A 25,341-nucleotide genomic window follows, 5' to 3' on the forward strand; every position below is an offset into this window, starting at 1 on the left:
TACGCATGACTGAAACAGCTGCCCGCGCCCAGATCGGTGTCACCGGCTTGGCGGTGATGGGCTCCAACATCGCCCGAAACTTCGCCCGTCACGGCCACACCGTCGCACTGCACAACCGCAGTATCGCGAAGACCGACGCACTGATCGAAAAGCACGGCCACGAGGGAGACTTCGTGCGAACCGCGACAGTCGCCGAATTCGTCGCGGCGCTCGAGAAGCCCCGTCGTGTCCTGATCATGGTGAAAGCCGGCGCCCCGACCGACGCGGTGATCGAGGAGCTCGCCGCCGAGATGGAGGAAGGCGACATCATCATCGACGGCGGCAATTCGCTCTACACGGACACCATCCGCCGCGAAGCCGCGATGTCCGAGCGTGGCCTGAACTTCGTCGGCGCGGGTATCTCCGGCGGCGAAGAGGGTGCGCTCAACGGACCGTCGATCATGCCGGGCGGACCGGCCAAGTCCTACGAGTCCCTCGGCCCGTTGCTCGAGTCGATCTCGGCCCACGTCGACGGGGAGCCCTGCTGCACCCACATCGGCCCCAACGGTGCCGGACACTTCGTCAAGATGGTCCACAACGGCATCGAGTACGCCGACATGCAGCTCATCGGCGAGGCGTACGACCTGATGCGCAAGGCCCTGGACCTCCCTGTCGCCGAGATCGCCGACGTCTTCCGCGAATGGAACTCGGGAGACCTCGACAGCTACCTCGTCGAGATCACCGCCGAGGTCCTGAGCCAGGTGGATGCCGAGACAGGCAAGCCACTCGTCGACGTCATCGTCGATGCCGCGGGCCAGAAGGGCACCGGCCGCTGGACCGTGAAGTCCGCTCTCGATCTGGGCATCCCCACCACCGGCATCGCCGAGGCGGTCTTCGCCCGGGCCTTGTCGAGCGCAACCGATCAGCGAAAGCAGGCACAAGGCCTGGCGTCGGGCACGCTGGCGGCGGCACCATCGGACAAGGCGACCTTCATCGACGACATCAACAAGGCGCTCTACGCGTCCAAGGTGGTCGCGTACGCACAGGGCTTCGACCAGATCGCGGCCGGCAGCAAGGAATACGACTGGAACCTGCATCCCGGCGACCTCGCCACCATCTGGCGGGGCGGCTGCATCATCCGGGCCAAGTTCCTCAACCGCATCCGGGACGCCTACTCGGAGAACCCGGAGCTGCCCAGCCTGCTCCTCGCTCCGTACTTCCGCGACGCGGTCGAGAACGCTGTGGACAGCTGGCGCCGCGTCGTCGCCACCGCGACCACGATGGGTATCCCCGTTCCGGCGTTCGCGTCGTCGCTCTCGTACTACGACGCCCTGCGCGCCGAGCGACTGCCGGCTGCTCTGACCCAGGGGTTGCGTGACTTCTTCGGCGCGCACACCTACCAGCGCGTCGACAAAGAAGGCACGTTCCACACGCTGTGGAGTGAAGACCGCACGGAGATCGAAGCCTGATCCCCGATTGGACGACCGGCCCCCGGTCTTGTGTTGCTGTGACACCTCCCACCTGCAGGTTGGTCTGTCACAACGGCACAAGGTCGGGGGTTTCGGGCTTCCCGGGTAGAATTGCCTCACGTGCGCTTCCTTGACGATCATTTCCCGAGCCATGACCTGACCTACGACGATGTCTTCCTCGTCCCCGGTCGAACCGACGTCACCTCCCGATTCGATGTCGACCTGTCCACCTCGGACGGCTCGGGAACCACCATTCCCCTGGTCGTCGCCAACATGACCGCTGTCGCAGGACGACGGATGGCCGAGACCGTGGCGCGGCGTGGTGGACTCGTGGTGCTACCGCAGGACCTTCCCATCAGCGCGGCCGCCGACATGATCTCGTTCGTCAAGGGACGGCGCCTTGTCGCCGACACCCCTGTGGTCCTCGGTGGTGACGCAGCTGTGTCAGATGCCCTGGCGCTTCTGCCCAAGCGTGCCCACGGCGCGGTGGTCGTCCTCGACACCGATGCGGCGACGCCCATCGGAGTGGTGACCGAGCGGGCCTGTGTCGACGTGGACCGGTTCGCGCGGCTCACCGAAGTCCTCGACACCGACTTCGTCACCGCCCCCGCCGGAACGCCGCCGCGAGAGATCTTCGAGCTGCTCGAGGGAGCCCACACCGACCTGGCCGTGCTCACCGAGCCGGACGGAAGCCTGGCGGGAGTGTTGACCCGTGTGGGTGCTCTGCGCGCGGGCATATACCAACCCAACGTCGACGGCGCCGGACGACTGCGCGTCGCCGCTGCGGTGGGCATCAACGGCGACGTGACGGCCAGGGCGACTGCGCTGGTCGAGGCCGGTGCCGATCTACTCGTCGTCGACACCGCGCACGGTCACCAAGAACGCATGCTGGCGGTGTTGGGGCAGATCGCCGACGCCGATCTCGGCGTGCCCCTGTGCGCCGGCAACGTGGTCTCGGCGCAGGGCACCAAGGACCTGATCTCCGCGGGCGCCTCGATCGTCAAGGTCGGGGTGGGGCCGGGCGCCATGTGCACCACTCGGATGATGACCGGCGTGGGTCGGCCCCAGTTCTCCGCTGTTGCCGAATGCGCCTCGGCGGCAAGGGGTTCGGGCGCCCACGTCTGGGCAGACGGTGGCGTGAGGCATCCCCGCGACGTGGCCCTGGCCGTTGCCGCGGGCGCCTCGAACGTGATGATCGGTTCCTGGTTCGCCGGAACGTACGAGAGTCCGGGTGACCTGAAGTGGGACCGCGACGGCAAACCGTACAAGGAGAGCTTCGGCATGGCCTCCAAACGAGCGGTCGCGGCACGGACAGCCACCGACAGTGCGTTCGACCGCGCACGCAAGGCGCTGTTCGAGGAAGGGATCTCGAGCTCGCGGATCGCCCTGGACCCCGAGCGTCCCGGCGTCGAAGACCTCATCGACCACATCTGCGCAGGAGTTCGCTCGACGGCGACGTACGCGGGTGCGCGGTCGCTCGACGAATTGCACGACAAAGCTGTCCTGGGGGTGCAGTCGGCAGCGGGCTTCGCGGAGGGACGGCCATTACCGACGGGTTGGTGACCCGTTAAGATCGTTGATATTCCGGCATCACATTTCACTGCCCTACATCTGGAGGCTGGATTGTTGCGCCTCCACCGGGAGCGGAGCGAAGTTCTCTTGTCTCGACAGTCACCGCGCGAACTCCGCCTCGCTGTGTCATCGGAACCCGTAGACGGCCGTGGTGATCGTTGATGCAAGCGCTCATCCTGGCCGGCAGCCTTCTCGGTTTCCTCGCACTGACCTTGGGAACGGCTCTGTTCGTCGCGGCCGAATTTTCCCTGACCGCTCTCGAGCGGTCCACGGTCGAGAACGACGTACGGACTCGGGGTGATCTGCGGGCGAGGCAGGTCAGCAAGGCGCACCGATCGCTCTCGTTCCAGCTGTCCGGTGCCCAACTCGGCATCACGATCACCACGCTTGTCACCGGTTACATCGCCGAACCGGTCTTGGCCCAGCTCTTCGAGCCGGCCTTCGAAGCGGTAGGGATCCCGGACGGCGCGACAACGGCCGTCTCGCTCATCCTCGCCCTTGTCATCGCCACATCGTTGTCGATGGTTCTGGGTGAGTTGATCCCGAAGAACCTGGCGATCTCCAAGCCACTGCCCACAGCCCGGGCCACCGCCGGCCCGATGAGTTTGTTCTCGGCAACCTTCCGGTGGCTGATCAACGCTCTCAACGGCACAGCGAACTGGGTGGTCAGGCGCCTCGGCGTCGAGCCCGCCGAGGAACTACGGTCGGCGCGTTCCCCCCAGGAACTCGGCAGCCTGGTTCGCAATTCGGCCCGGCAAGGCGCCCTGGACCCCGGCACCGCTGCTCTCGTCGACCGCTCCCTGCAGTTCGGAGAGCGTACGGCCGAGGAACTGATGACCCCGCGGGTGACCGTGGAGTCGCTCGACATCCACGACACCGTTCGCGACCTGATCCTCGCCTCATCCCGTACCGGCTACTCCCGTTTCCCGATACTCGATGGCGGCGACCTCGACAACATCATCGGCATCGTCCACATCAAGCAGGCGTTCACCGTCCCTCTGACTGCGCGCGCGACCACGCAACTGGGCACCCTCGCGCGGGACGTCCCCGTGGTTCCGGCAAGTCTCGACGGTGACGCACTGATGCAGCAGATCCGGGCAGACGGATTCCAGGTGGCCGTGGTCGTCGACGAGTACGGCGGCACAGCCGGGATCGTCACCACCGAAGACCTGATCGAAGAGATCGTCGGCGACGTCACCGACGAACACGACGACGAGCAAGCCGACGTCCAGCGCGATGGGGACGGATACATCTGCAATGGACTGCTGCGTATCGACGAGTTGCTGGATGCGATCGGATACCGGGCACCGGACGGCCAATACGACACCTTGGGCGGGCTGTTGATGTTCCAGCTCGGCCGCATCGCCAGAGAAGGTGACGTGATCGATCTCCCCGTCCGTTCAACCGCATCCGAGGACGACGAGGATTCGTCACAGACGGAGTCGGATCAACGGTGGCAGGCGCGCGTGGTCCGGATGGAAGGTCGCCGGATCGACGTCGTCGCATTGACGCCGCTGTCCGGGTCAGATGTGGAGCATTCCGATGGGTGATCTCTTCGGTGTTGTCCTGACTGTCTTCCTCCTGGGCGGCAACGCCTTTTTCGTCGCCGCCGAGTTCTCACTGATCTCTGCTCGTCGCGACCGCCTCGAAGCACTCGAGGAGCAAGGCAAGCGCCGGGCGCGCACGGTCATCGAGGCAGGCGAACATCTGTCGCTGATGTTGGCCGCAGCCCAGCTCGGCATCACGATCTGTTCGATCCTGCTCGGACGGGTCGGTGAACCGGCGATCGCGCACCTCATCGAAAAGCCATTGGAACTCGTCCACGTACCGCACGGCCTTCTGCACCCGATCGCCTTTGCGCTCGCGTTGTCGCTGGTGGTCGTCCTGCACATCCTCCTCGGCGAGATGGTCCCGAAGAACATCGCGCTTGCCGGCCCCGAACGTTCGGCGATGCTCCTGGTGCCGGTGCACCTGCTGTTCATCAAGATCGCCCGACCGCTGATCGCGTTCTACAACTGGTCGGCCAACGTCTCGCTGCGCATCATGCGCGTGGAGCCGAAAGACGAACTGGACTCGACCGTCTCGGCCAACGAGCTGTCGCAGATGTTGGGCGAGTCACGGCAAGAAGGCCTCATCGACGAGGAAGAGCACGACAGGCTCACGCGTGCACTCCAGACCTCTGGTCGGACGGTACTCGAAGTGGCGATCCCGCTCAGTGAACTGCGCAGTGTGCAGGTCACCAAGGACGCCGAGACCGGCCGTGTCGGGCCAACTCTCGGCTCGATCGAGCAAGCAGTCACTGACACCGGCTTCTCGCGTTACCCGGTGCGCGGCACCGACGGCACCTACACCGGCTACCTTCACCTCAAGGATGTCCTCAACGAGATCCTCGACGAATCGGTGGGTCCCGACAGCATCATCGGTGTCGACAAGATCCATCCCCTGCCGGTGCTGGCGGACCGCACAGCGCTCGACGAGGCCACCTCGGCCATGCGGCGCACCAGTTCACATCTCGCCGCCGTGGTCGACGACAACGGTCGCACGGTTGCGGTGGTTGCCCTGGAGGACCTCGTCGAGGAGTTCGTGGGAACGGTGCGCGACGAAACGCACCGCGTGTGAGTGGGTTCGTGGCCGTCCAGTCCCCTGTCGCCCAGGACTGGCAGGCCGCCGCACAGGCACATCGAGAGCGAGTCGATTCCCTGCTGAGCAGGCACCCGGCACGACTTCACGACGCCACCGGGAGCGAGGTCGTTCATCCCGTGTGGGGATTCTTGTTCACCTACTACAGCTATCGCCCCGCTCAATTGCGCCGCTGGCACCCCGGTTTCGGACACCCGATCAGCGGTCCCGCCGCCCGCCGCTACCTCGACTACACCGGATACGCAGAGGTCAACGGGGTGGTCACCGTGGATCCACGCCACCTCGCCAAGCGACGCGAGACCGTCGAATACGTGCATGACCTGCTGTCGGCAACCCGCAAACGCCCCGCCCGGCTGAACTGCTTCGGTCTACATGAATGGGCGATGGTGTACGCCGCACCGTCCGAGCAGATCAGGCACGCGGGCGTTCCTCTGCGACTGTCATCCGCCGACACCGACGCAGTGGTCCGTTCCCTGCCGCTTCGATGCACCCACTACGACGCGTACCGGTTCTTCACCGAACCTGCTCGGCCACTGAACCTGACGGTGCTCGACCGGACGACTCAACAGGACGCAGAACAACCAGGGTGCATCCATGCCGGAATGGATCTGTACAAGTGGGCGTTCAAGCTGTCGCCGCTTTTACCTTCCGAGCTCGTGGTGGATGCATTCGAGATGGCACTGCGCTTTCGCGAGCTCGACATGCGGGCAAGCCCCTATGACCTGACGGCGTTCGGATTCGAACCCATCGCCATCGAAGAGGCCGCCGGCCGTAGCGAATACGTCCGGGCGCAGTCGGTCCTGACCCATCACGCCCAGATTGTCCGTGCCCGGCTCATCGACCGATGCAGTGCGCTGCTGACCGGCCAAGAGCCTCTTCCTACCCATGAGTAACATAGAGGTCGAAATTGACCTGGATCGAAAGAAAGTGAGGCCGGTTATGGCTCAGCGCGTCACCGTCGACGGCGGCTTGCAGGTTGCGTCCGTTCTTTACGACTTCATCAACAACGAGGCGTTGCCCGGCACCGGCGTAGACCAGGATGCGTTCTGGGCAGGCGCTGCGGCGGTCATCACCGACCTCACCCCACGCAACCGTGAGCTGCTCGCCATCCGCGACGACCTTCAGGCCAAGGTCGACCAGTGGCACCGCGACAACCCGGTGTCGGACCCCGCTTCGTTCGATTCCGACGCCTACAAGGCGTTCCTGACCGACATCGGTTACCTCGCCCCGGTCCCCGACGATTTCCAGATCACCACCTCAGGTGTGGATGACGAGATCACCAGCACCGCCGGACCCCAGCTGGTGGTGCCCATCCTCAACGCCCGGTTCGCCCTGAACGCGTCGAACGCCCGTTGGGGATCGCTCTACGACGCGCTGTACGGGACCGATGTCATCCCCGAGTTCGACGGCGCCGAGAAGGGCAAGTCGTACAACAAGGTTCGCGGCGACAAGGTCATCGCGTTCGCCAAGGACTTCCTCGACACTGCCGCACCCCTGGAGTCCGGCAAGCACGCCGACGCCACCGGTTACGCCGTCGTCGACCAGCAGGTGCAGGTCACCCTCGCCGGTGGTTCCACCACCGGCTTCGCCGATCCCGCCGCGTTCGCCGGATACTCCGGTGACGCAGGTGCCCCCAGCGGTATCCTCGTGCGCCACAACGGACTTCATCTGGAGATCCAGATCGACGCGGACTCCCCCATCGGGTCGACAGACCCGGCCGGGGTCAAAGATGTGCTGGTCGAGTCTGCGGTCACCACGATCATGGACTTCGAGGATTCTGTCGCCGCCGTCGACGCCGAGGACAAGGTCACCGGCTACCGCAACTGGCTCGGCCTGAACAAGGGCGACCTGGCCGAAGAGGTCACCAAGGGCGGTAAGACCTTCACCCGCGTGCTCAATCCCGACCGCACCTACACCGCCCCTGACGGGTCGGAATTGACCCTGCACGGGCGGTCGCTGTTGTTCGTGCGCAACGTCGGCCACCTGATGACCAACGACGCGATCATCGCCGCGGACGGCAGCGAGGTCCCCGAGGGCATCCTCGATGCGCTGTTCACCTCGTTGATCGGTAGCCACGGCCTCAATGCCGACGGGCTGCAGAACTCGCGGACCGGTTCGATCTACATCGTGAAGCCGAAGATGCACGGCCCGGACGAGGTCGCCTTCACGGTCGAGTTGTTCGGCCGGGTCGAGCAGGTCCTGGGGTTGCCCACCGGCACGCTCAAGGTCGGGATCATGGACGAGGAACGCCGCACCACGGTGAACCTCATGGCCTGCATCAAAGCAGCTGCCGACCGCGTTGTGTTCATCAATACCGGTTTCCTCGACCGCACCGGCGACGAAATCCACACCTCGATGGAAGCCGGAGCCGTCGTCCGCAAGGCAGAGATGAAGGCGCAGACCTGGATCAAGGCCTACGAAGACTTCAACGTCGACACCGGCCTGCACGCGGGCCTGCAGCACAAAGCGCAGATCGGCAAGGGGATGTGGGCCATGCCCGACCTGATGGCCGACATGCTCGAGCAGAAGATCGGTCACCCCAAGGCCGGCGCGAACACCGCATGGGTGCCCTCTCCCACCGCCGCGACCCTGCACGCGCTGCACTACCACCAGATCGACGTGTTCGAACGCCAGAACGAGATCGCCAAACGCGATCCGGCGTCGGTCGAGGACATCCTCACCATCCCCCTCGCTCCCCGCACCGACTGGAGCGACGAGGAAAAGCGTGAAGAACTCGACAACAACTGCCAGTCCATCCTCGGGTACGTGGTGCGGTGGATCGATCACGGCGTCGGCTGCTCCAAGGTGCCCGACATCCACGACGTCGCACTGATGGAAGACCGCGCGACACTTCGGATCTCGAGCCAACTACTGGCCAACTGGCTCCGCCACGGCATCGTGTCCGAAGCAGACGTCATTGCAGCTCTCGAGCGGATGGCACCGGTGGTCGACAAGCAGAACGCCGGCGACCCGACCTACCGGCCGATGGCCGCCGACTTCGAGGCATCCATCGCCTTCCAGGCAGCCAAGGAACTCATCCTCGAAGGCGGCCGGCAACCCAACGGCTACACCGAGCCGATCCTGCACCGGCGTCGGCGCGAGTTCAAGGCCGCCAACGCCTGACCTCCGAAGCGCGGCGCAGGGCGTCGTCGTCTGATAATTTCCTTGTGGCCCGAGCACTGTGCTCGGGCCACAAGGCATTTCTCACCGAAAGTCGAGCACCGTGCTTTCTGACGTCCGTAAACTCGCCCTGCTGGCCGTTGCCGCGGCAGCCCTCACCTTCTCGGCCGCGGGCTGCACCAGCGACGAGACCGGCACAGCCACAACTGCTTCCAGTTCTGCGGTTGTGTCCACCGCAGACCCTTCGGACACGTCCGAGGCCCCCTCCACCACTTCGGAGGACAGCGGTGAGATCACCGAGATCGACGCCGAGGTCGGTGACTGCGTGAACCTCACGGGCACGATGCTCGACGCGAAGATCGCCCCGGCAACCTGCGGTGCCGTCGACTCCCACTACACCGTCGTGGCGAAGGTCGCCGATGAGAACAGCTGCCCGTCGGACGTCGATCAGACGTACTACGAGGAGCTGAACGGCTCCACGACCGGGGTGCTCTGCCTCGACATCGACTGGGTTGTCGGCAAGTGCTTCGAGATGGGCACCGCGTCGGACAGCACCGTCCAGGTGCCCTGTACCGGGTCCACCGGCGAACGCATCCTCGCGGTCCTGCCCAACACCGTGGACGAGACCGACTGCCCCGCAGAGACAGAGACCTATTACACCTACGACGAGCGCAAGAAGATCGTCTGCACCGTCGCACTGTCCTGACCCGGCTTCGTGCCGATGCCTTCGGCGCGGGCGGCTCCACCACCAGGAGATACGACCGCATAGACTGCGCAGCACAAGTCAGTCGGCAACCCGGTGGAGCTGTGACCAGCCGGTCGCCGAAGCTGTAGGTTGCGGTGGACATGAACTTCGTGGATTGAGGTGTGCGTGGGCGAGCATCGCAGGGCCGGTGGCAGACGCGGTGTCAGCCGTGGCCTTCTTGTACTGGCCATCGCAGTGGTCGTCGTCGTCGCGCTCGGATTCCTATGGGTTCTCTTGGGCGACCGGATCAACGAACAGGGCAAGGATGCGGCCGCCCGCTGCGTAGAGGGCGACCTCTCGGTGTCGATCGTCAGCGACCCCGGTCTCGCGGTCCCCCTCAAGGCCGTCGCGGACAAGTACAACAAGACGCGTCCAACCGAACGCGACCGTTGCATCACGATCGAGGTTCGCCCAGGCGATGCCAAGGTGACACTGGACGGCCTCACCGGGGACTGGGACACCGCGTCGCGTGGCCAATTCCCGGCCGCATGGATTCCGCAGTCGTCCGTGTGGAGTTCACAACTCATCGCGGCCCGGCCGGATGTGGTCGACGGATCCCCGTCGTCACTCGTGACCAGTCCGGTGGTCCTGGCGATACCGGTTGCAGCGGCCGAGGCCATGGACGGCGATGTCGGCTGGATCGAGTTGCCGACCCTACAACGCTCGGCCAAGGCGATGGACGATCTCGGACTCCGCGGCTGGGGCGAACTCAAGATGGCGATGCCCGTGGGCCCGCAATCGGACGCGACGATGCTGGCGGCCCAGGCCATCGCCACCGAGGTGTCGCGCACACCCAGCGGACCGTTGTCTCCGGAAGACGCTGCCTCCCCGCTTGTCTCGTCAACGCTCCGCGCGATGCTCGCCTCAGCGCCGGCGACGGATCTGGGATCGTCCGAGAGCGGGGTGCGGACACTGCAGCAGCAAGCCGATCCCGCGACAGGCAGTATCCATGCCGTACCGATCACCGAACAGCAGTTGTATGCGATCACCAAGGACGACGCCAACTCTGCTGTGGTGGCACTGTTCCCGTCCGGGCCGACCCCCATGGCCGACTTCCCGGTGGTCGAGATGACCGGTGATCAGGTGAACGCGGCACAACGAGATGCCGTCGGCGCCTTCATCGACTACGTCCACGACCCCGAACAGATCTCGACCATCACCTCACTGGGTTTCCGCGGCGCAGGTCAGCTGCCGCCGGCAACCTCGACCGTGACGTTCCCCGTGACGCCGACACCCATGCCGATGCCGTCGCCCGAGGCACAGAACGCGATCACCGAGGTGCTCACTCGGCGCAGCTGAACCCCGCCCGGTTTCAGGCGAACGCCTCGATCGGCGGGCAACTGCAGACCAGATTCCGGTCGCCGAACGCGCCGTCGATACGCCGCACCGCGGGCCACACCTTCGCTCGTGCACCCGCGGACGGCAGTCCGTTCGGGTACACGGCGACCAGTCGGTCATAGCTGTGCTCCCAGTCCCCGACGAGACACTCGGCGGTGTGCGGTGCACCTCGCAGTGGGTTGTCGTCGGCCGGCCACTGACCGTCCGCCACTTTGTCGATCTCCGCGCGAATAGAGATCATCGCGTCGCAGAATGCCTCGATCTCGTCGAGGTTCTCGCTCTCGGTGGGCTCGATCATCAGCGTTCCGGCGACCGGGAAACTCATCGTCGGAGCGTGGAAGCCGTAATCGGCCAGACGTTTTGCGACGTCGTCCACTGTCACGCCGGTGCTCTTGGTGATCGGTCGCAGGTCGATGATGCACTCGTGCGCCACCCGGTTGCCCGCGCCGGTGTACAGCACGGGGTACGAGTCGTTCAGCCGGGCAGCGATGTAGTTGGCGGAGGCGATCGCCGTCAGCGTTGCCTCCCGCAAGCCCTCGGCTCCCATCATCCGGATGTATGCGTAGGTGATCGGCAGGATCGACGCCGAGCCGTAGGGCGCACCCGAGATGGTGAGATCGCCAGGCAGCTCATCAGCCAGTGGATGTCCCGGCAGGAACGGCGCGAGGTGCTCTCGCACTCCGATCGGGCCGACGCCGGGACCGCCGCCACCGTGCGGGATGCAGAACGTCTTGTGCAGGTTCAGATGGCTGACGTCTCCACCGAAGCGCCCCGGGCGAGCCACTCCCACCAGTGCGTTGAGATTGGCACCGTCGACGTAGACCTGGCCGCCTGCGTCGTGCACCGCGGCGCAGATGTCACCGACCTCGTCCTCGAAGACACCGTGGGTCGAGGGATAGGTGAGCATGATCGCTGCCAGATCGGCCGCGTTGGCGTCCACCTTTGCGCGTAGGTCGTCGACGTCCACGTCGCCGTTGTCGCGGCAGGACACCACGACCACCCGCATGCCCGCCATGACCGCGGATGCTGCGTTGGTCCCGTGGGCACTCGACGGGATGAGGCAGACCGTGCGGTTCGAGTCACCACGGCTGCGGTGGTATTCGCGAATGGCCAACAGCCCGGCATATTCGCCCTGCGACCCCGCGTTGGGCTGGACGCTGACCCGGTCGTAGCCGGTGATCGCGACGAGCCAGTCCTCGAGCGAAGCGATGATCTTGCGCATGCCGGGTACGTCACCTGCCGGAGCAAAGGGATGCAGCCGGGAGATGGTCGGCCAGGTGATGGCTTCCATCTCGGCGGCGGCGTTCAACTTCATCGTGCACGAGCCGAGTGGGATCATGCTCCGATCCAGTGCGATGTCCTTGTCGGCAAGACTCCGCAGGTACCGCATCATCGCGGTTTCGGTGCGATACCTGTTGAACGCCGGATGGGTCAAGTATTCGCTTGTGCGGCTGTCGATCTCAGGCCAGTCCTTGGCGGCGTTCGAGGCGTCGACCCCAAACGCGTCGCGGACCGCGGACACGTGGTCCGCGGTGGTGGCCTCATCGCAGGCGATCGCGACATGGTCGTCGTCCACCAGTCGGAGGTTGATGCCACGTTTCTTGGCTGCGGCGACGACGCCGGCGGCCCGTCCCGGCACGGAGGTCAGCACGGTGTCGAAGAAGTTGTCGTGCACCACCTCGACACCACCCGACCGCAGCGCCGCCGCAAGTGTGCGGGCATGCCCGTGCACCCGGCTCGCGATGGCGCGGAGGCCGTCGGCGCCGTGGTAACTGGCGTACATTGCGGCGATGATCGCGAGCAGCACCTGCGCGGTGCAGATGTTGCTGGTCGCCTTCTCTCGCCGGATGTGCTGCTCACGGGTCTGCAGCGACAACCGGTAGGCGAGGTTGCCGTCGGCGTCCTTCGAGACACCGACGAGGCGACCCGGCAATTGCCGGGCGTGTTTGGCGTGGACTGCCAGGTAACCGGCATGGGGTCCACCGAAGCCCATGGGCACCCCGAAGCGTTGGGTGGTCCCGAAACACACGTCGGCGCCCAGCTCGCCGGGCGCAGCGATCAGCGTGAGGGCCAGCAGGTCGGCGCCGACGGCGACCAGCGCACCGCGCTCGTGTGCCGCCTCGATGAGCGGCGTGCAGTCGATGACGCGGCCTGACGCTGCCGGGGTCTGCAGAAGGACGCCGAAGAAGTCTCCGTCGGGAAGTCCTTGCGCGAGATCGGTGGTGACGATCTCGATCCCCAGCGGTTCGGCGCGGGTCGCGATCACCGCTGCCGTTTGCGGGAAGACGTCACTGTCGACGACAAAACGGGGCGACTTGCTCTTGCCGGCCCGGCGCAGCAGGGTCATGGCCTCGGCGGCCGCAGTCGACTCGTCGAGCATCGACGCATTGGCCACCTCCATGCCGGTCAGGTCCGACACCATCGTCTGGAAGTTGAGCAGGGCTTCGAGGCGGCCTTGACTGATCTCGGGCTGGTAAGGGGTGTAGGCGGTGTACCACGCCGGGTTCTCGAGGATGTTGCGGACAAGGACAGGCGGGGTGAGGGTGTCGTAGTAGCCGAGGCCGATCATCGACGTCGCGACGGTGTTCTCGGCTGCGAGTGCGGCGAGTTCGGCGAGCACTTCGTGTTCGGATGCCGCCGGCGGCAGTGCTTCTAGACCGTTGTCCTGTGGGCCGTCGAGAATGCCCGCAGGCACCACTTGCCGGGCCAGGTCGTCGAGCGAGTCGGCGCCGATGAGCGAGAGGATTCGGCCGAGCTCGCTGTTGTCAGGACCGATGTGGCGATGAGTGAAGGAAGAGCCGGTCATGGTGGGACCTCCGCAGCGGTCACCGATGGGGCGACCACAGGTTGTGCCGACCGAAGCCGGACGCCGGTCCTCCCCCTCTGTCCTATCCACACTGCCCGAGGGACCGGTGGACGCCTGAGAGATTCAGCCGCAGTTGATGCGGCCTTTCACCATGGGCGGACGGCTGATGCCGCCACTCTCCAGAGACGCCGACGACGACACGGTCCTGGGTGCCTGAGAGTTTGACGGAGAGGTGTTGCTCCTTCGGCGGTCACACTGCTGTGACGCTCTCCCGGGTCGCTGCGACGCGGGTTCAGTCTAGACCGACGCCGGGAGACATTGCCGGAGGGGCGATGTTCTAGCCGGTGCGGCGAGCCCGGCTCTTGCGGCGCGAGGCCAGCTCATCCTCGGGAGCGGCTTCGGTGACACCGCCGTCGGCACGCTCGGCCGGGAAGTCGGCGATGGTGCCGCTCAGTTCACGCATGGCGCCGCTGACCGCGATGCCGAAAACACCCTGACCGCCCTGCAGGAGGTCGACGACTTCCTCGGCGGACGTGCACTCGTACACCGTCGTCCCGTCGGAGAACAGGGTGATGCGCGCCAGGTCTTCGACCCCGCGCTTGCGGAGGTGATCGACGGCCACGCGGATGTTCTGCAGCGAGATGCCCGTGTCCAGAAGTCGCTTGACGATCTTCAGGACCAGGATGTCCTTGAAGGAATAGAGCCGCTGGCTGCCGGAGCCTGCGGCGCCGCGGATGGACGGGACGACCAGCGAGGTGCGGGCCCAGTAGTCGAGCTGGCGGTAGGTGATACCCGCGATCTGGCACGCGCTGGGCACTCGGTAGCCGACGAGTTCGTCGGGCACGGTGTCGTTGGGGAACAGTCCCGGGATGATGTCGTCCAGCGACCCCTGCGACGGTCGGTCGATCCGGTGGGCATTCTCCCCTTGGGCAGTCTCCCCCACATGGGCAGTTTCACCGTCGTGTGGCTGATCGCCCACTGGGATCTCCTCGCGTGCTCTGTCGGTGACCGTCCGAGCGACGTCTTGGCGCCGACGGGCCCAAGTTTACGCGCTCTGACTGGTCAAAATCACATCACCGCAATTTTCACGGCCTGGGAATGACCGTAGGTCCAGGAGGGGCGCCGATCAACGCGACTCGCCCTAACCCTGAACCTAAACTCGAGCTTTAGACGATTCGTGACCCCACGGTTTCCGTTCTGTGATCCAAGCCGGTTGCATCACCGCCAAAACGGAAGGCTCATGCGCCTCCGGTGGCCTTGAAGTCATCCGGAGACACCGAGTCGAGGAACTCCTTGAACTTCTCCACCTCGTCCTCTTTGACCTCGCCTGCCGGTTCGTCGTCGGCGTCGTCGCTGTCGTCATCGGGCATCAGCAACCCGGCTTCGGCGAGTACGGACTCCTCGGCGTAGATCGGCACCTCTGCCCGCATCGCGATCGCAATGGAATCCGAGGGCCGGGCGGAGATGCGCAGATCGCCGGCGAACACCAGGTCTGCGTAGAAGGTGCCCTCTTGCATGTCGACGATGCGGACTTCGACGAGTTCATGACCGAGCGCATTGATCAGGTTGACGATCAAGTCGTGCGTCAGCGGTCGGGGCGGCTCGATACCCTTCTGTCGCAAGGCAATCGAGGCTGCTTCGCTCTGCCCGATCCAGATGGGCAGGAAGCGCTCACCACTGGTCTCCTGCAGGAGCAGGACCGGCTGGCTCTGCGGCGGTTCGACCCGGATACCTACAACGCGCATTTCACTCATGCGATCGGCCCTCCCAACGCTTGTGTGGGCGAATGCTGCACCGCCATCAATCCTATGGCAAGTGAGGCCGTGCGACGACCGAGAAAGCCAAGAGTGGCTCAGTCGAGCACTTCGCGGACGGCCTGCTTGACCAACTGGGTGTGCAGTGTCACCGACAGGGCGGCGATCTCTCGCACCATCTCCTCGGCCCGGTCGCGGGCCCCGGTGCCCTTGCCCTTGGCGATGGGCCCGGCGATCTGCGCGACCAGACCCGCTTCGCGTTCCGCCGAGACCTTGAATGCCCGCAGATGCCGAGCTTGGAGACCGAAGTTCGCAAGGGCTGCAGCTGCAGCGACCAGCCTCACCGCATCCTCATCGAAGAAACCGCGAGGACCCGGCACGAGCAGACCGTTGTCGCACAGTTCGGTGACAAAAGCCGAGTCGACCCCGGTGCGCTCGAGGAGAGTGTCACGGCTGAGTCGGCCACCCCCGCCCTGCGAGAAGTCCGTCGCCGGCGCCACCCAGTTCTTCGCGGACGACAGCAGTCGGGGCCCGGCTTGTGTATCGGACTGAGCGCCACGATCGATCTCGTCGAGTTGTTCCTTGATCACCTTGAGCGGAAGGTAACGATCGCGCTGAGCGGTCAGCACGAACCGCAACCGCTCGCAGTCCGCCCGGCTGAATCGCCGGTAACCCGATGGCGACCGCTCGGGTGTGATCAGACCTTCCGACTCGAGAAACCGGATCTTCGAGATGGTGACATCCGGGAATTCGCCGCGCAGCTGATCGAGGACCGAGCCGATTGACATCGATCCTTCAGATTGCTGCCCCGCCGACGGAGAGGTCACGCGTTCGAGGAACCTTCGTCACCACTGGGGCCGGTCAGGAAGACGAGGCGGAACTTGCCGATCTGCACCTCGTCGCCGTTGGCGAGAACGGCGGAATCGACCGGCTCGCGGTTGACGTAGGTGCCGTTGAGGCTGCCCACATCCACCACCTGGAAGTCGTTGTCGCCCAAGCGGAACTCAGCGTGACGGCGACTGACCGTCACGTCGTCGAGGAAGATGTCGCTGTCGGGGTGCCGACCGGCCGATGTGGTGGCCTGGTCGAGCAGAAAACGAGAACCGGCGTTGGGGCCGCGTTTGACGACGAGCAGCGCGGTGCCTGCGGAGAGCCGCTCGACGCCGCTGTCGGCCGATACGGTGGCGGATCCTCCGGTCGACTCCATCTCTTTGATGAAATCGGCCCGGAAGACCGAAGTGGTCTCTACCGGAGCCTCGATGTCCTTCTCGTTGTCGCTCACCAATTCTCCTTCTTCGTAATTGTCCCCGGGGCCCGGAAGGGGGCCAAGTCGTTCCACGGCATTTCGGCGGTCGATCGCTCACACGCCGGATTCGTCCTCATCAAGTGGTTTGGGGAATTACCCGTGACCTAGACCGTACCCTGCCATCGGCCGCAGATGCATAAAGCTGCTGCATACAGTTCCCAAACCGACCCGTCACGGGTTGCCCTATCCGGCAGTGACTTCGCGATATCCGGACGCATCGAGCATCTCACCCAACACGGCGTCGAGATCTGCGTCGTCACCCACGTTGATCTCCACCAACCAGCCCATGCCGTAGGGCTCGGAGTTGACCAGGTCAGGACTTTCCTCGAGCCGGTCGTTCACATTGGTCACGACTCCGGCGAGTGGACCGAAGATGTCCGACACGCTCTTCGTCGACTCGACCTCGGCGAACGACTCCCCCACGACCACCTCGTCATCCACCGCGGGCAACTGAACGAAGACGACGTCGCCGAGCTGGTCCTGCGCGTAATCGGTGATCCCGACCCGAACGGTCGTGTCGGACACCTTTTTCACCCACTCGTGCTCGGTGGTGTAACGCAGATCGTCGGGAGTCTGCTTGTCGGTCACGTGTGACGCCTTCCGGTTAAGCATTCGCTTCGGGGGTTGAAGGGAGAATTTAGCGCACCATCGTTGTTCATCTCACCGGGGCGAGTTGTCTGGGGAGCTTTTCGCGTGATGCACGGGCGGCATCGTGCGCATCACCTGCACCACCTGTATCCAGTAGAGGACAAACGACCACAGGTACATGCCCGTGCCCCAGATCATGAAGGCCCATCCACAGGGATAGAAGATGTCGCCTATGACCGAATCGAGTTGCCCGGCAAGGATCATCGGGAACCCGTACATCAGCGCGAACGTCGCTGCCTTGCCGATGTAGATCACGGGCAGGGCCGTGAGGCCGCGGCTGCGTAGCAGGGGCGCGCTCGCCAGCAAGAGGACGTCGCGGCCGATGAGTACACCGATCAGCCACCACGGCATGATCCCGCGGATCGCCAGGCCGATCGGTATGACCAGCATGTAGAGCCGATCGGCTGCGGGATCGAGGAGGGCGCCCAACCTGGACGATTGGTTCATCAGTCGGGCTATCTTGCCGTCCGCCCAGTCGGACAGCCCCGCGAAGAACAAGATCGCGAACGCCCAGCCGTCGGCTTCCTTCGCCAGCAGAACCCAGAGGAACACCGGCACCATCACGAGCCGAACGGCGCTGAGCAAGTTCGGAACGGTGAATATCCGATTCGTTTCCACAACCGGTTCCGGGCCGATCTCCTCCATGCGAACTACCCTGTCACATCCGCCGCATTCGGCGTTTCGCGGTTGTCCAGCGCCTCGGTGCCTGCGCTCGTTGTCGTCAGCGCCCGGTCTGACCGTCGATCAGCTCGCGCAAGATGTCGGCGTGACCCGCGTGGCGTCCCGTCTCCTCGATCATGTGGGTCAGAGCCCAACGAACGCTTGGCGCAGGACGTCCCGGCGCGGAACGTGGCAGACGCGCGGCGAGATCGGCACAACCGTCGAGGACATCGTTCGCCGACTCGACGGCCTGCCGGTACCTGGCGATCACGTCATCGACGCTGTCCGATGCCTCGGCGGTGAAGGTCGACTGCCACCTGGTGACCGTCTCGCCGAGGAATGTCGCCCGTTCCACATGGACGAGATGGTTGAGCAGGCCGAGCAGGTTCGTTCCGGAAGGTACCGCGGCCGCCCGCACCTGCGGTTCAGGAGCGCCTTCCACCTTCGCGATCATCGAGGCCCTCAAGTAGTCGAGGAATCCTCTGAGTACCTCGACTTCGCTGCTACCGGTTCGGGGCGGCGGCGTGTCCCGACGACGCCTGACGCGACCGGACGAGCTCATGGTCCCCATGGCCGATTCCTCCGTTCGTCCGGCCATCCGCGACGTAGGAACAGCCTGCCTGGCCAGCCTCGCCCAGACAGTTCCGTCTGTCACGAAAACTTGCCGCATCGGCAAGAACGGCCCGGCACTCCGAACACGAACCCACGGGCCACCTTGCGCAGGCCCGCCCTCGACCGCTAGCGGAAGATGCCGATGATGCCTTGTAGCGCCTTTGCGCCACCGGAGCTGAACGGGCTGTCGTGCACCATGTACGTCCATGTGGTGGTCGAGCGGCGGAGGTCGGCCTGTTCCAGGTCGACACCGTCAGCAGTGATGACAGCTTCACGGAATGTCTTGCGAGCGTTGTCGACTGCTTCCCCGGGCAATCTGCCGAACTCATCGAGGATCAGCTTGTGGAATTCGTCGAGGGGGGACTCACGACCGAGTGAACGCAGGTGGATGCTGGCCCGGACGTCTGACACGAATGCGAGATGGTCGGCCCATGCGCGATCGAGATGGAACAGCATGATCTCGCGTGCGGCCTGCTCGAGGACGGCGACGGGGACGGGCTCGGCTTTCTCGACCGGTTCCGACGAATCGGACTCGACAGAGGTCTCAGCAGGTTCGTCGCCCGCCGACTTCGTATCAGGAGCTTTATCCGAATCGGCTGTCTCGGCCGGCTCGGAGGCCTCTCCGGTCAGTTCGCGGTACCGATCGTTTTCCAGGTCCTTCAGCTCTGTGAGAGCGGTGTCGGTCGTCAGCAGCTTCATGCGCCGCGCGATCACGATGTCGCGTTGCTGGTTCACCAGTTGGTTGTAACGCCAGGTGTTCGCATGCAATTCGAGCATGACGCCTTCGGCGACCCGCTGGGCTTGCTCGATCAGGTCGACACCCTTGGAGCCCAGCGACCCGTCCTCCGACGAACTGACCGGGTCGCGTTTGAGGGTGAGGTTGCGCGTGACAACCGGATCCTCCACGCTCGAGAAGAACACCGAGCGGCCCGGATCCCCTTGTCGCCCAGCCCGGCCGCGCAACTGGTTGTCGAGTCGTTCGGTGTCGTGGCGACCGGTACCGACCACGCAGAGCCCGCCGAGTTCGACCACTTCGTCCCGCTCGGACGTCGATTCGCCGTCCTTCTGGCCTGCGGAGCCGCCGAGCTTGATGTCGGTGCCTCGCCCGGCCATCTGAGTCGACACGGTGACGGCATTCTTGGCACCGGCCTCAGCGATGATCTTGGCTTCTTGGGCATCGTTCTTGGCGTTGAGGACCACGCTCTGCACACCGGCCCGGCCGAGGAGGTGGGCGAGCTCTTCGGACTCCGCGACGTCGTGCGTACCGATCAGGATCGGCTGCCCGGTTTCGTGGATCTCCTTGACGAACTCGACGACGGCTTCGGCCTTGTTGGCCTTCGTGTCGTAGACCCGGTCGACCTCGTCGACACGGATGTTCTTCGTGTTGGGTGGGATCTGCGACACGGCCAGGTGATAGAACTGCCGGAATTGCTCACCGGCCGCCAGCGCCGTACCGGTCATTCCGCACACCTTCGGGTAACGCCCGATCAGCGCCTGAACGGTGATGGTGTCGATCACCTCGCCCGAATCGGTCTGCGCCAGGCCTTCTTTCAGCTCGACGGCTGCCTGCAGGCCATCAGGCCATCGCTGCAGCTGGGCTACTCGCCCCCGCGAGGCGTTGATGAGGTGGACTCCCCCGTCGCGCACGATGTAGTGCACGTCGCGTTCGAGCAGGATGTGTGCGTGCATCGCCACGTTGACGTGCACGAGCGTGGTACCCACATGCTCTTCGTCGTACAGGTTGATGCCACCGAGTTCTTGTTCGATGAACGCCGCACCCTCGTCGGTCAGGTAGACGTTCCTACCCTCGGCGTCGATCTCGTAGTGCGTCTTCTTCAACTTGCCGACGGCATCGTGAATGGGTTTGTCGGGCACTTCGCCGGTGGTCGCACCGGCGAGGATCAGCGGCACCAGCGCCTCGTCGACGAGCACCGAGTCGGCCTCGTCGATGATCGCCACGTCCGGTTTGGGTGACACGAGGTCCTCCGCCCGGGTGGCGAGCTGGTCACGTAGGACGTCGAAACCCACCTCGTTGACCGAACCGTAGGTGATGTCGGTGTCGTAGGCGGCCTTGCGCTCCTCGCGCGTGGAGTTCTCCGACACCGCCGACGACGAGATGGCGAACTGGTCGAACAGAGGCTTCATCCACTCCGCGTCACGAGTGGCGAGGTAGTCGTTCACCGAGACCACGTGAACCCGATGTCCCTGCAGCACATAGCCGATCGCGGCGATTGCACCGGCCAACGTCTTGCCTTCACCGGTGGCCATCTCGATGATGTCGCCCTCGAGCAGCCGAAGCGCACCCTGCAGCTGTACGTCGAACGGCCGCATGTCCAGCGCCCGATCTCCGGCTTCACGGACCAGCGCCAGGAAACGGGCCCGGTCCTCTCCTTCGGGGTCGGTGATGTCGAGCTTCTCCGCCTCGGTGGCGAAGTTCTCGTCGCTCAGCTCCGCCGCCCATGAGTCATGGTCACCGGACTTCTTGATCAAGGTCAGAGACTTCGACTGGTTGCGCGAAGACTGCGCTCCCAGCAGTCGCCACATGTTGTTCGTGAGCTTTCCCACCGAGCCGTACTCCCGTCCATCTGCAAAAGTGCCGTGCTCCACCGTACGCGGAGTGCGTCCGCGGGATACCGTACGCGGCAGGCTTCGGCGAGCGATCAGACTCTGCCACTTTCGCGCTGGTCACGGGAGCAATATGATTCCGTCCCGGAGGTGGCCAATGAGCTCGGATCGCGGTTCCGATCGGTCCAGACCGCCGGCAGTCAGGTTCGCGGTTCGCGCAGCGGTCGCCGGCGCGGTGCTGGGATGCGCGGTCGGTCTCGGCGCGTACAACAGCTGGCTCGTCTCGCTCTTGGTGGGCGTTCCGTTGGTGGTCACTGCGCTCGTCATCTCGCCGCGTCCCCGCCGGATCGACGGAATGCTGAAGGCAGGGCAGTCCCGCAAACAGATCCCGGTGACGATCGAGGCACTGACCAGATCAAGCCTCGACGCGTCGGATGTGCAGCCCACGCTTGTGACGGCAACGATCTCACCGCCCAATGACACCGACTATCGCGCGCGTTGGCTCACGGCGATGCCCAAGCCGGTGGCTGCAACCGTCCTGCAGGACGCCGACACCACACTTCCCTCTGCCCTGATCCCGCCTCGTCCCGACACCTCGCTGTCCTACGACGTAGGTATCGCGCCAGGTAAGGACACAGAGTTCGGTAATCACCCGCCGAAGTCCACGCTGCTGCAACCTCTGATCACCCTCCTCGTGGCGATAGCACTGTTCGTCGGTGTCGGCGATGGTTGGCACATCTCGGTGTCGCTGCCGGACGCGGGACTCTCTTCATCGTCAGAAGACAGTGATCCGACCTACGACCCGCAGAAGCAGGTGGCCAATCTATTGAGCCACATTCAAACTCTGGGGCCAGGTGCCGAGAACAGCATCCTGGATCTGAACATCACGAAAGACGGATATGACAATGCCTCCGTCCTCGACCGGGCGACTGGGCAGAGTCTAGACATCAGCTATTCGGCGTCGAGCGGGAAGTGGACCGGACCGGACCCAAACCCGACGGATTCGCGAGACCCGAGGACGTTCCGGGCCAATGACCTGGAGAAGATGCAGTTCACTGTGATCCGCGACCAGATGAACATGGCGATACCCGAGGAATCTCGCCAATTCCAGTCGATGACCATCCAGCGATCCGACGACAATGAACCCGTACTTGCTTCAGCGGCATTCGGCGAAGAGATCGAAAACAGGGTCGAGATTCAGGCGAACACCGAGGGCGTTGTCGCCACGTGGTTCAACCCCGGGGACTTCCAGTCTTCGATAACTCTTGCTGCGGAGATGATGGCCGAGGCCGGTATCCCTGCGAACGAACCGATCGTCAATCGGTTCGAGATCCGTGGGGGCCCGGACTCCCCAAACATCAGCGCGGGCGACATCCAGTCTTCAGGTGGAGTGCTCGTTGAGTACACCGATCTCGAAACAAGCGCGTCGCTGAGCCGGGCACCCGGGCACTTCCCCACGCTGCGCAAATACGGCGACAACAAGACGGGGCGACTTCGCACCGGGTCTATTGCTTTCACCGACGTGCCCGCGTCAACATTTGAGCAGGTGCGCAATGACGCCATGAGGCGTGGGAATGTCGACACATTCGACCGCGATCTTGTCGACATCGAAGCCTCGTATCGTTATGTACTGGATGACTATCAGACCGTCATCACGATCGAGGTCGGCCCGGATTCGACCGAAGAAATCTATTCGCTCGACGGCCAGTACATCGCACCGAAGTAGCCCGGCGACACTGCATTTGCCACCGTCTAGTCCGCCTCCAGAGCCCTTCGCCGTCCCGCATCGATTTCCTCCATCGCCTGCGGCTGCGGATGAAGGCTGCCGCGGTCGGTCAGGTCGGTGACGATCTGCTTGATCTGGTTCAGGTACTCGGCCTGCTGCTCGCCCTGGACGTTTCGCGCATTCTCCAGCAGCGACAACGCGACGGTGAGTTCTTTCTGGTCGTTCGCCTCGAGTAACCCGGTACCCACCGCGCGCCCATATTTCTCACATTCAACCCACGCCTTACGCAGGTCGATGACTGCCTGCTGATACTCGTCGGCACGGTCGATGTTGACCGGGAACGTATCGGTGCGCAGCTCTTGCGCGCGGTTCAACGTCGTGTGGAAGATCTCCACGGTGTCGACCGACACGTCGGTGACGGCCGGGAACCGGATGAGCAGTTCGGGCTCGAGTTCGTACTGGGCGTAGTCCGCAAGCACATCATCGTGTTGTTTGATTGCCGCCTGCCACAACCGTTGTGCGGCTTCCTCGCTGTCGGCGTTCGCGATGCGAGGGATCAACCGGCCGGGCGGGGGCTGTGCAGGTTGATAACCCGGCTCTGCCGCTGCGGGTTTGGCGAGGTCACCTGTGGCCTTACCCACCCTGACCATGCGCTTGGCGGGCTGATGGGCGCGGAGGCGGGCGATCACCTCCGCCGCGGCCGGGTCCGACTCGATCGCCGCGATCTGCCACTCCTGATCCGGGTTGCTCTCGAACCGCAGACGCAGGTACCGGGAGCCTCGGACGTGGAACTGATCAGCGCGCGACGACCGGCTGACGGAAGTGTCGGTTGCCAGCTCCGAACTCTGTTTGACCGACAGCAGCGAGTCGAGCGGAAAGGAGTGCAGTGCAGAGTCGGCATTGCCGAAGTGAACCATCTCATCGTCCACGGTGATCGTCACGGCCGGCAGGTCACGGATGCGGCCCAACGCCGCCAGCAGCAGGCCCAGCCCCAATGTCACGATGACGATGAGACCGGTTGTCATGGGCGGGGCATCGACGATCGTCAGTGCGACCAACTCCAGCAGCGAGGCGATCACGAGCGCGCTCGCAGCTGTTGCGAGCCGTTCGTGAGTCGTACTGCGGTACTCGGTTCGGCACGTGACCGATGCGGGGCCGGAACTGCTCGCCACGTCTCGCCTCCTACGGTGCGCCGCACTGCTCGCGACGCTTACACCGCGGGACTTTACCTCTGATCGGACAGCGCCTCGCGAACAATCGGGGCGACCTTCTCGCCGTACAGTTCGATGCTTCGCATCTTGGCTTCATGGGACAGGGTGCCGTTGCCGTACTTCATGTCGAAACGGGTGACCTTCAGTGCCCGCACATTCTGAATGATCTTCGCAGCAACGGTGTCCGGAGAACCCACATACAACGAACCGTCCGGGCCTGCCGCCTGTTCGAACTGACCGCGTGTCGTCGCCGGCCATCCTCGTTCCCGGCCGATCCGGTTCATCTGATCGCGGTAATGGGGCCACAATTCTTCACGGGCCTGTTCGTCACTGTCGGAGACATGACCCGGCGAGTGCATTGCCACCGGCAGCTCGGCATGCCCGAACTCGGTCAGCGCGCGATGGTAGAGGTCGACGAACGGTTCGAACCGGGCCGGTTCACCGCCGATGATGGCCAGCACCAACGGTATTCCGTATCGCGCCGCGCGTACCACCGACTCCGGCGAGCCACCGACACCGATCCAGGTGGTCAACCCTCCCTTCGCGGTTTTCGGGAACACCTCCTGGCCGGTCAAGGGCGCCCGGTGACCACCAGTCCAGGTGATCTGGCCCTCGGATCGCAGCTCGGCGAACAGGTCCAGCTTCTCGGAGAACAACTCCTCGTACTGCGCGAGGTCGTAGCCGAACAACGGGAACGATTCGGTGAACGAGCCGCGCCCCAGGATGACCTCCGCCCGGCCATCAGAGATCGCGTCGAGGGTAGCGAAGCGCTGGTACACGCGGATCGGGTCATCTGAGCTCAGTACGGTCACAGCTGTTCCCAGACGGATGGACTCTGTCTGAGCCGCAATCGCGGCCAGGACCACCTCAGGCGCTGAGACGGCAAAATCCTCGCGGTGATGCTCACCGACACCGAAGAAGTCCAAGCCCACACTGTCGGCGAGAACCCCTTCTGCAACGACATCACGGATGACCTGGTCATACGAGAGTGGCTCACCATCCGGACCGGCAGTGCGATCGCCGAATGTGTCCAGGCCGAGTTCCACAGCCGACAGTTTTGGTATGGGCATCGAGGTGTCCTTCTTCCTTCGCGGTCACGTGGGCAACCACATCAAGGCTCCGAAGATTCCCGCGGCCGTCTGAACGCCGGTGGGTTCGTCTGAATGCGACCGCCGACGGGTTGACATCGG

Annotated in this window: 20 protein-coding genes and 1 riboswitch; of the genes, 9 read left to right on the top strand and 11 right to left on the bottom strand. The window is 64.5% G+C overall.

The window, feature by feature from the left end; all coding sequences use genetic code 11:
- The first annotated feature begins 5 nt into the window (after window positions 1–5).
- From gndA to ACVWY6_RS22425, 8 genes are all read left to right on the top strand, one after another.
- Window positions 6–1,448 (top strand): NADP-dependent phosphogluconate dehydrogenase, encoded by a 1,443-nt coding sequence (gene gndA, locus ACVWY6_RS22390; RefSeq protein ID WP_457541037.1) that lies wholly within the window; start codon window positions 6–8, stop codon window positions 1,446–1,448.
- 120 nt (window positions 1,449–1,568) lie between these two features.
- The gene (gene guaB1, locus ACVWY6_RS22395; protein ID WP_457541039.1) at window positions 1,569–3,011 is read left to right on the top strand and encodes a GMP reductase; all 1,443 of its coding nucleotides are present in this window, start codon (window positions 1,569–1,571) and stop codon (window positions 3,009–3,011) included.
- A gap of 170 nt (window positions 3,012–3,181) precedes the next feature.
- Window positions 3,182–4,570 (top strand): hemolysin family protein, encoded by a 1,389-nt coding sequence (locus ACVWY6_RS22400; protein WP_457541041.1) that lies wholly within the window; start codon window positions 3,182–3,184, stop codon window positions 4,568–4,570.
- A complete protein-coding gene (locus ACVWY6_RS22405) occupies window positions 4,563–5,639 on the top strand; it encodes a hemolysin family protein (RefSeq protein ID WP_457541043.1) in 1,077 nt (358 codons plus the stop codon). The genes ACVWY6_RS22400 and ACVWY6_RS22405 overlap by 8 nt, the downstream gene beginning before the upstream one ends.
- Window positions 5,636–6,553 carry a 3-methyladenine DNA glycosylase gene (locus tag ACVWY6_RS22410; protein ID WP_457541045.1) on the top strand — a complete coding sequence of 306 codons (918 nt, stop codon included), beginning with the start codon at window positions 5,636–5,638 and terminating at the stop codon, window positions 6,551–6,553. The genes ACVWY6_RS22405 and ACVWY6_RS22410 overlap by 4 nt, the downstream gene beginning before the upstream one ends.
- A 46-nt stretch (window positions 6,554–6,599) precedes the next feature.
- Window positions 6,600–8,783: a malate synthase G gene (locus tag ACVWY6_RS22415; RefSeq protein WP_457541046.1), complete on the top strand. Its 2,184-nt coding sequence runs from the start codon at window positions 6,600–6,602 to the stop codon at window positions 8,781–8,783.
- Window positions 8,784–8,883: 100 nt separating this feature from the next.
- Window positions 8,884–9,486, top strand: a complete 603-nt coding sequence (gene lppU, locus ACVWY6_RS22420; RefSeq protein ID WP_457541048.1) for an LppU family putative lipoprotein — start codon at window positions 8,884–8,886, stop codon at window positions 9,484–9,486.
- A 165-nt stretch (window positions 9,487–9,651) separates the two neighbouring features.
- Window positions 9,652–10,824 (top strand): substrate-binding domain-containing protein, encoded by a 1,173-nt coding sequence (locus ACVWY6_RS22425; protein WP_457541050.1) that lies wholly within the window; start codon window positions 9,652–9,654, stop codon window positions 10,822–10,824.
- A gap of 13 nt (window positions 10,825–10,837) precedes the next feature.
- Here ACVWY6_RS22425 and gcvP read toward each other — a convergent pair whose 3' ends face one another.
- The 9 genes from gcvP to secA2 form a co-directional block, all read right to left on the bottom strand.
- Window positions 10,838–13,669 (bottom strand): aminomethyl-transferring glycine dehydrogenase, encoded by a 2,832-nt coding sequence (gcvP, locus tag ACVWY6_RS22430; RefSeq protein ID WP_457541052.1) that lies wholly within the window; start codon window positions 13,667–13,669, stop codon window positions 10,838–10,840.
- Between the two features lie 190 nt (window positions 13,670–13,859).
- Window positions 13,860–13,953, bottom strand: a riboswitch (glycine riboswitch).
- 53 nt (window positions 13,954–14,006) lie between these two features.
- Complete coding sequence (locus ACVWY6_RS22435; protein ID WP_023958051.1) at window positions 14,007–14,648, bottom strand: MerR family transcriptional regulator; 642 nt, start codon at window positions 14,646–14,648, stop codon at window positions 14,007–14,009.
- Between the two features lie 259 nt (window positions 14,649–14,907).
- Window positions 14,908–15,423, bottom strand: a complete 516-nt coding sequence (locus ACVWY6_RS22440) for a bifunctional nuclease family protein (protein ID WP_062798404.1) — start codon at window positions 15,421–15,423, stop codon at window positions 14,908–14,910.
- 98 nt (window positions 15,424–15,521) lie between these two features.
- Window positions 15,522–16,211 (bottom strand): transcriptional regulator FtsR, encoded by a 690-nt coding sequence (ftsR, locus tag ACVWY6_RS22445; RefSeq protein ID WP_062798665.1) that lies wholly within the window; start codon window positions 16,209–16,211, stop codon window positions 15,522–15,524.
- A gap of 35 nt (window positions 16,212–16,246) precedes the next feature.
- Window positions 16,247–16,705: a glycogen accumulation regulator GarA gene (gene garA, locus ACVWY6_RS22450; protein ID WP_030162599.1), complete on the bottom strand. Its 459-nt coding sequence runs from the start codon at window positions 16,703–16,705 to the stop codon at window positions 16,247–16,249.
- Between the two features lie 207 nt (window positions 16,706–16,912).
- Window positions 16,913–17,317 (bottom strand): glycine cleavage system protein GcvH, encoded by a 405-nt coding sequence (gene gcvH, locus ACVWY6_RS22455; RefSeq protein WP_023958043.1) that lies wholly within the window; start codon window positions 17,315–17,317, stop codon window positions 16,913–16,915.
- Window positions 17,318–17,389: 72 nt separating this feature from the next.
- A complete protein-coding gene (locus ACVWY6_RS22460; protein ID WP_023958041.1) occupies window positions 17,390–18,022 on the bottom strand; it encodes a CDP-alcohol phosphatidyltransferase family protein in 633 nt (210 codons plus the stop codon).
- Between the two features lie 76 nt (window positions 18,023–18,098).
- Complete coding sequence (locus ACVWY6_RS22465) at window positions 18,099–18,608, bottom strand: DinB family protein (RefSeq protein ID WP_457541056.1); 510 nt, start codon at window positions 18,606–18,608, stop codon at window positions 18,099–18,101.
- 167 nt (window positions 18,609–18,775) lie between these two features.
- Window positions 18,776–21,214 carry an accessory Sec system translocase SecA2 gene (secA2, locus tag ACVWY6_RS22470; RefSeq protein WP_457541058.1) on the bottom strand — a complete coding sequence of 813 codons (2,439 nt, stop codon included), beginning with the start codon at window positions 21,212–21,214 and terminating at the stop codon, window positions 18,776–18,778.
- A gap of 157 nt (window positions 21,215–21,371) precedes the next feature.
- Here secA2 and ACVWY6_RS22475 point away from each other — a divergent pair, with 157 nt between their 5' ends.
- Window positions 21,372–22,940: a hypothetical protein gene (locus ACVWY6_RS22475; protein WP_457541060.1), complete on the top strand. Its 1,569-nt coding sequence runs from the start codon at window positions 21,372–21,374 to the stop codon at window positions 22,938–22,940.
- Between the two features lie 26 nt (window positions 22,941–22,966).
- On the opposite strand, the gene ACVWY6_RS22480 is transcribed toward ACVWY6_RS22475, so the two are convergent.
- Complete coding sequence (locus ACVWY6_RS22480) at window positions 22,967–24,112, bottom strand: hypothetical protein (RefSeq protein ID WP_457541062.1); 1,146 nt, start codon at window positions 24,110–24,112, stop codon at window positions 22,967–22,969.
- A gap of 53 nt (window positions 24,113–24,165) precedes the next feature.
- Window positions 24,166–25,221, bottom strand: coding sequence for an LLM class flavin-dependent oxidoreductase (locus ACVWY6_RS22485; RefSeq protein WP_457541064.1), 1,056 nt, complete (start codon window positions 25,219–25,221; stop codon window positions 24,166–24,168).
- Between the last annotated feature and the right edge of the window lie 120 nt (window positions 25,222–25,341).

The organism is Williamsia sp. R60 (assembly GCF_054063855.1).

What these genes read in the sequence shown, in the direction of transcription:
- gndA (WP_457541037.1), top strand. Translation starts at nt 6, where the DNA reads ATGACTGAAACAGCTGCCCGCGCCCAGATCGGTGTCACCGGCTTGGCG.
- ACVWY6_RS22475 (WP_457541060.1), top strand. Translation starts at nt 21,372, where the DNA reads ATGAGCTCGGATCGCGGTTCCGATCGGTCCAGACCGCCGGCAGTCAGG.
- ACVWY6_RS22485 (WP_457541064.1), bottom strand. Translation starts at nt 25,221, where the DNA reads ATGCCCATACCAAAACTGTCGGCTGTGGAACTCGGCCTGGACACATTC.
- ACVWY6_RS22440 (WP_062798404.1), bottom strand. Translation starts at nt 15,423, where the DNA reads ATGAGTGAAATGCGCGTTGTAGGTATCCGGGTCGAACCGCCGCAGAGC.
- ftsR (WP_062798665.1), bottom strand. Translation starts at nt 16,211, where the DNA reads ATGTCAATCGGCTCGGTCCTCGATCAGCTGCGCGGCGAATTCCCGGAT.
- ACVWY6_RS22405 (WP_457541043.1), top strand. Translation starts at nt 4,563, where the DNA reads ATGGGTGATCTCTTCGGTGTTGTCCTGACTGTCTTCCTCCTGGGCGGC.
- ACVWY6_RS22465 (WP_457541056.1), bottom strand. Translation starts at nt 18,608, where the DNA reads ATGGGGACCATGAGCTCGTCCGGTCGCGTCAGGCGTCGTCGGGACACG.
- ACVWY6_RS22415 (WP_457541046.1), top strand. Translation starts at nt 6,600, where the DNA reads ATGGCTCAGCGCGTCACCGTCGACGGCGGCTTGCAGGTTGCGTCCGTT.
- gcvP (WP_457541052.1), bottom strand. Translation starts at nt 13,669, where the DNA reads ATGACCGGCTCTTCCTTCACTCATCGCCACATCGGTCCTGACAACAGC.
- ACVWY6_RS22400 (WP_457541041.1), top strand. Translation starts at nt 3,182, where the DNA reads ATGCAAGCGCTCATCCTGGCCGGCAGCCTTCTCGGTTTCCTCGCACTG.
- ACVWY6_RS22460 (WP_023958041.1), bottom strand. Translation starts at nt 18,022, where the DNA reads ATGGAGGAGATCGGCCCGGAACCGGTTGTGGAAACGAATCGGATATTC.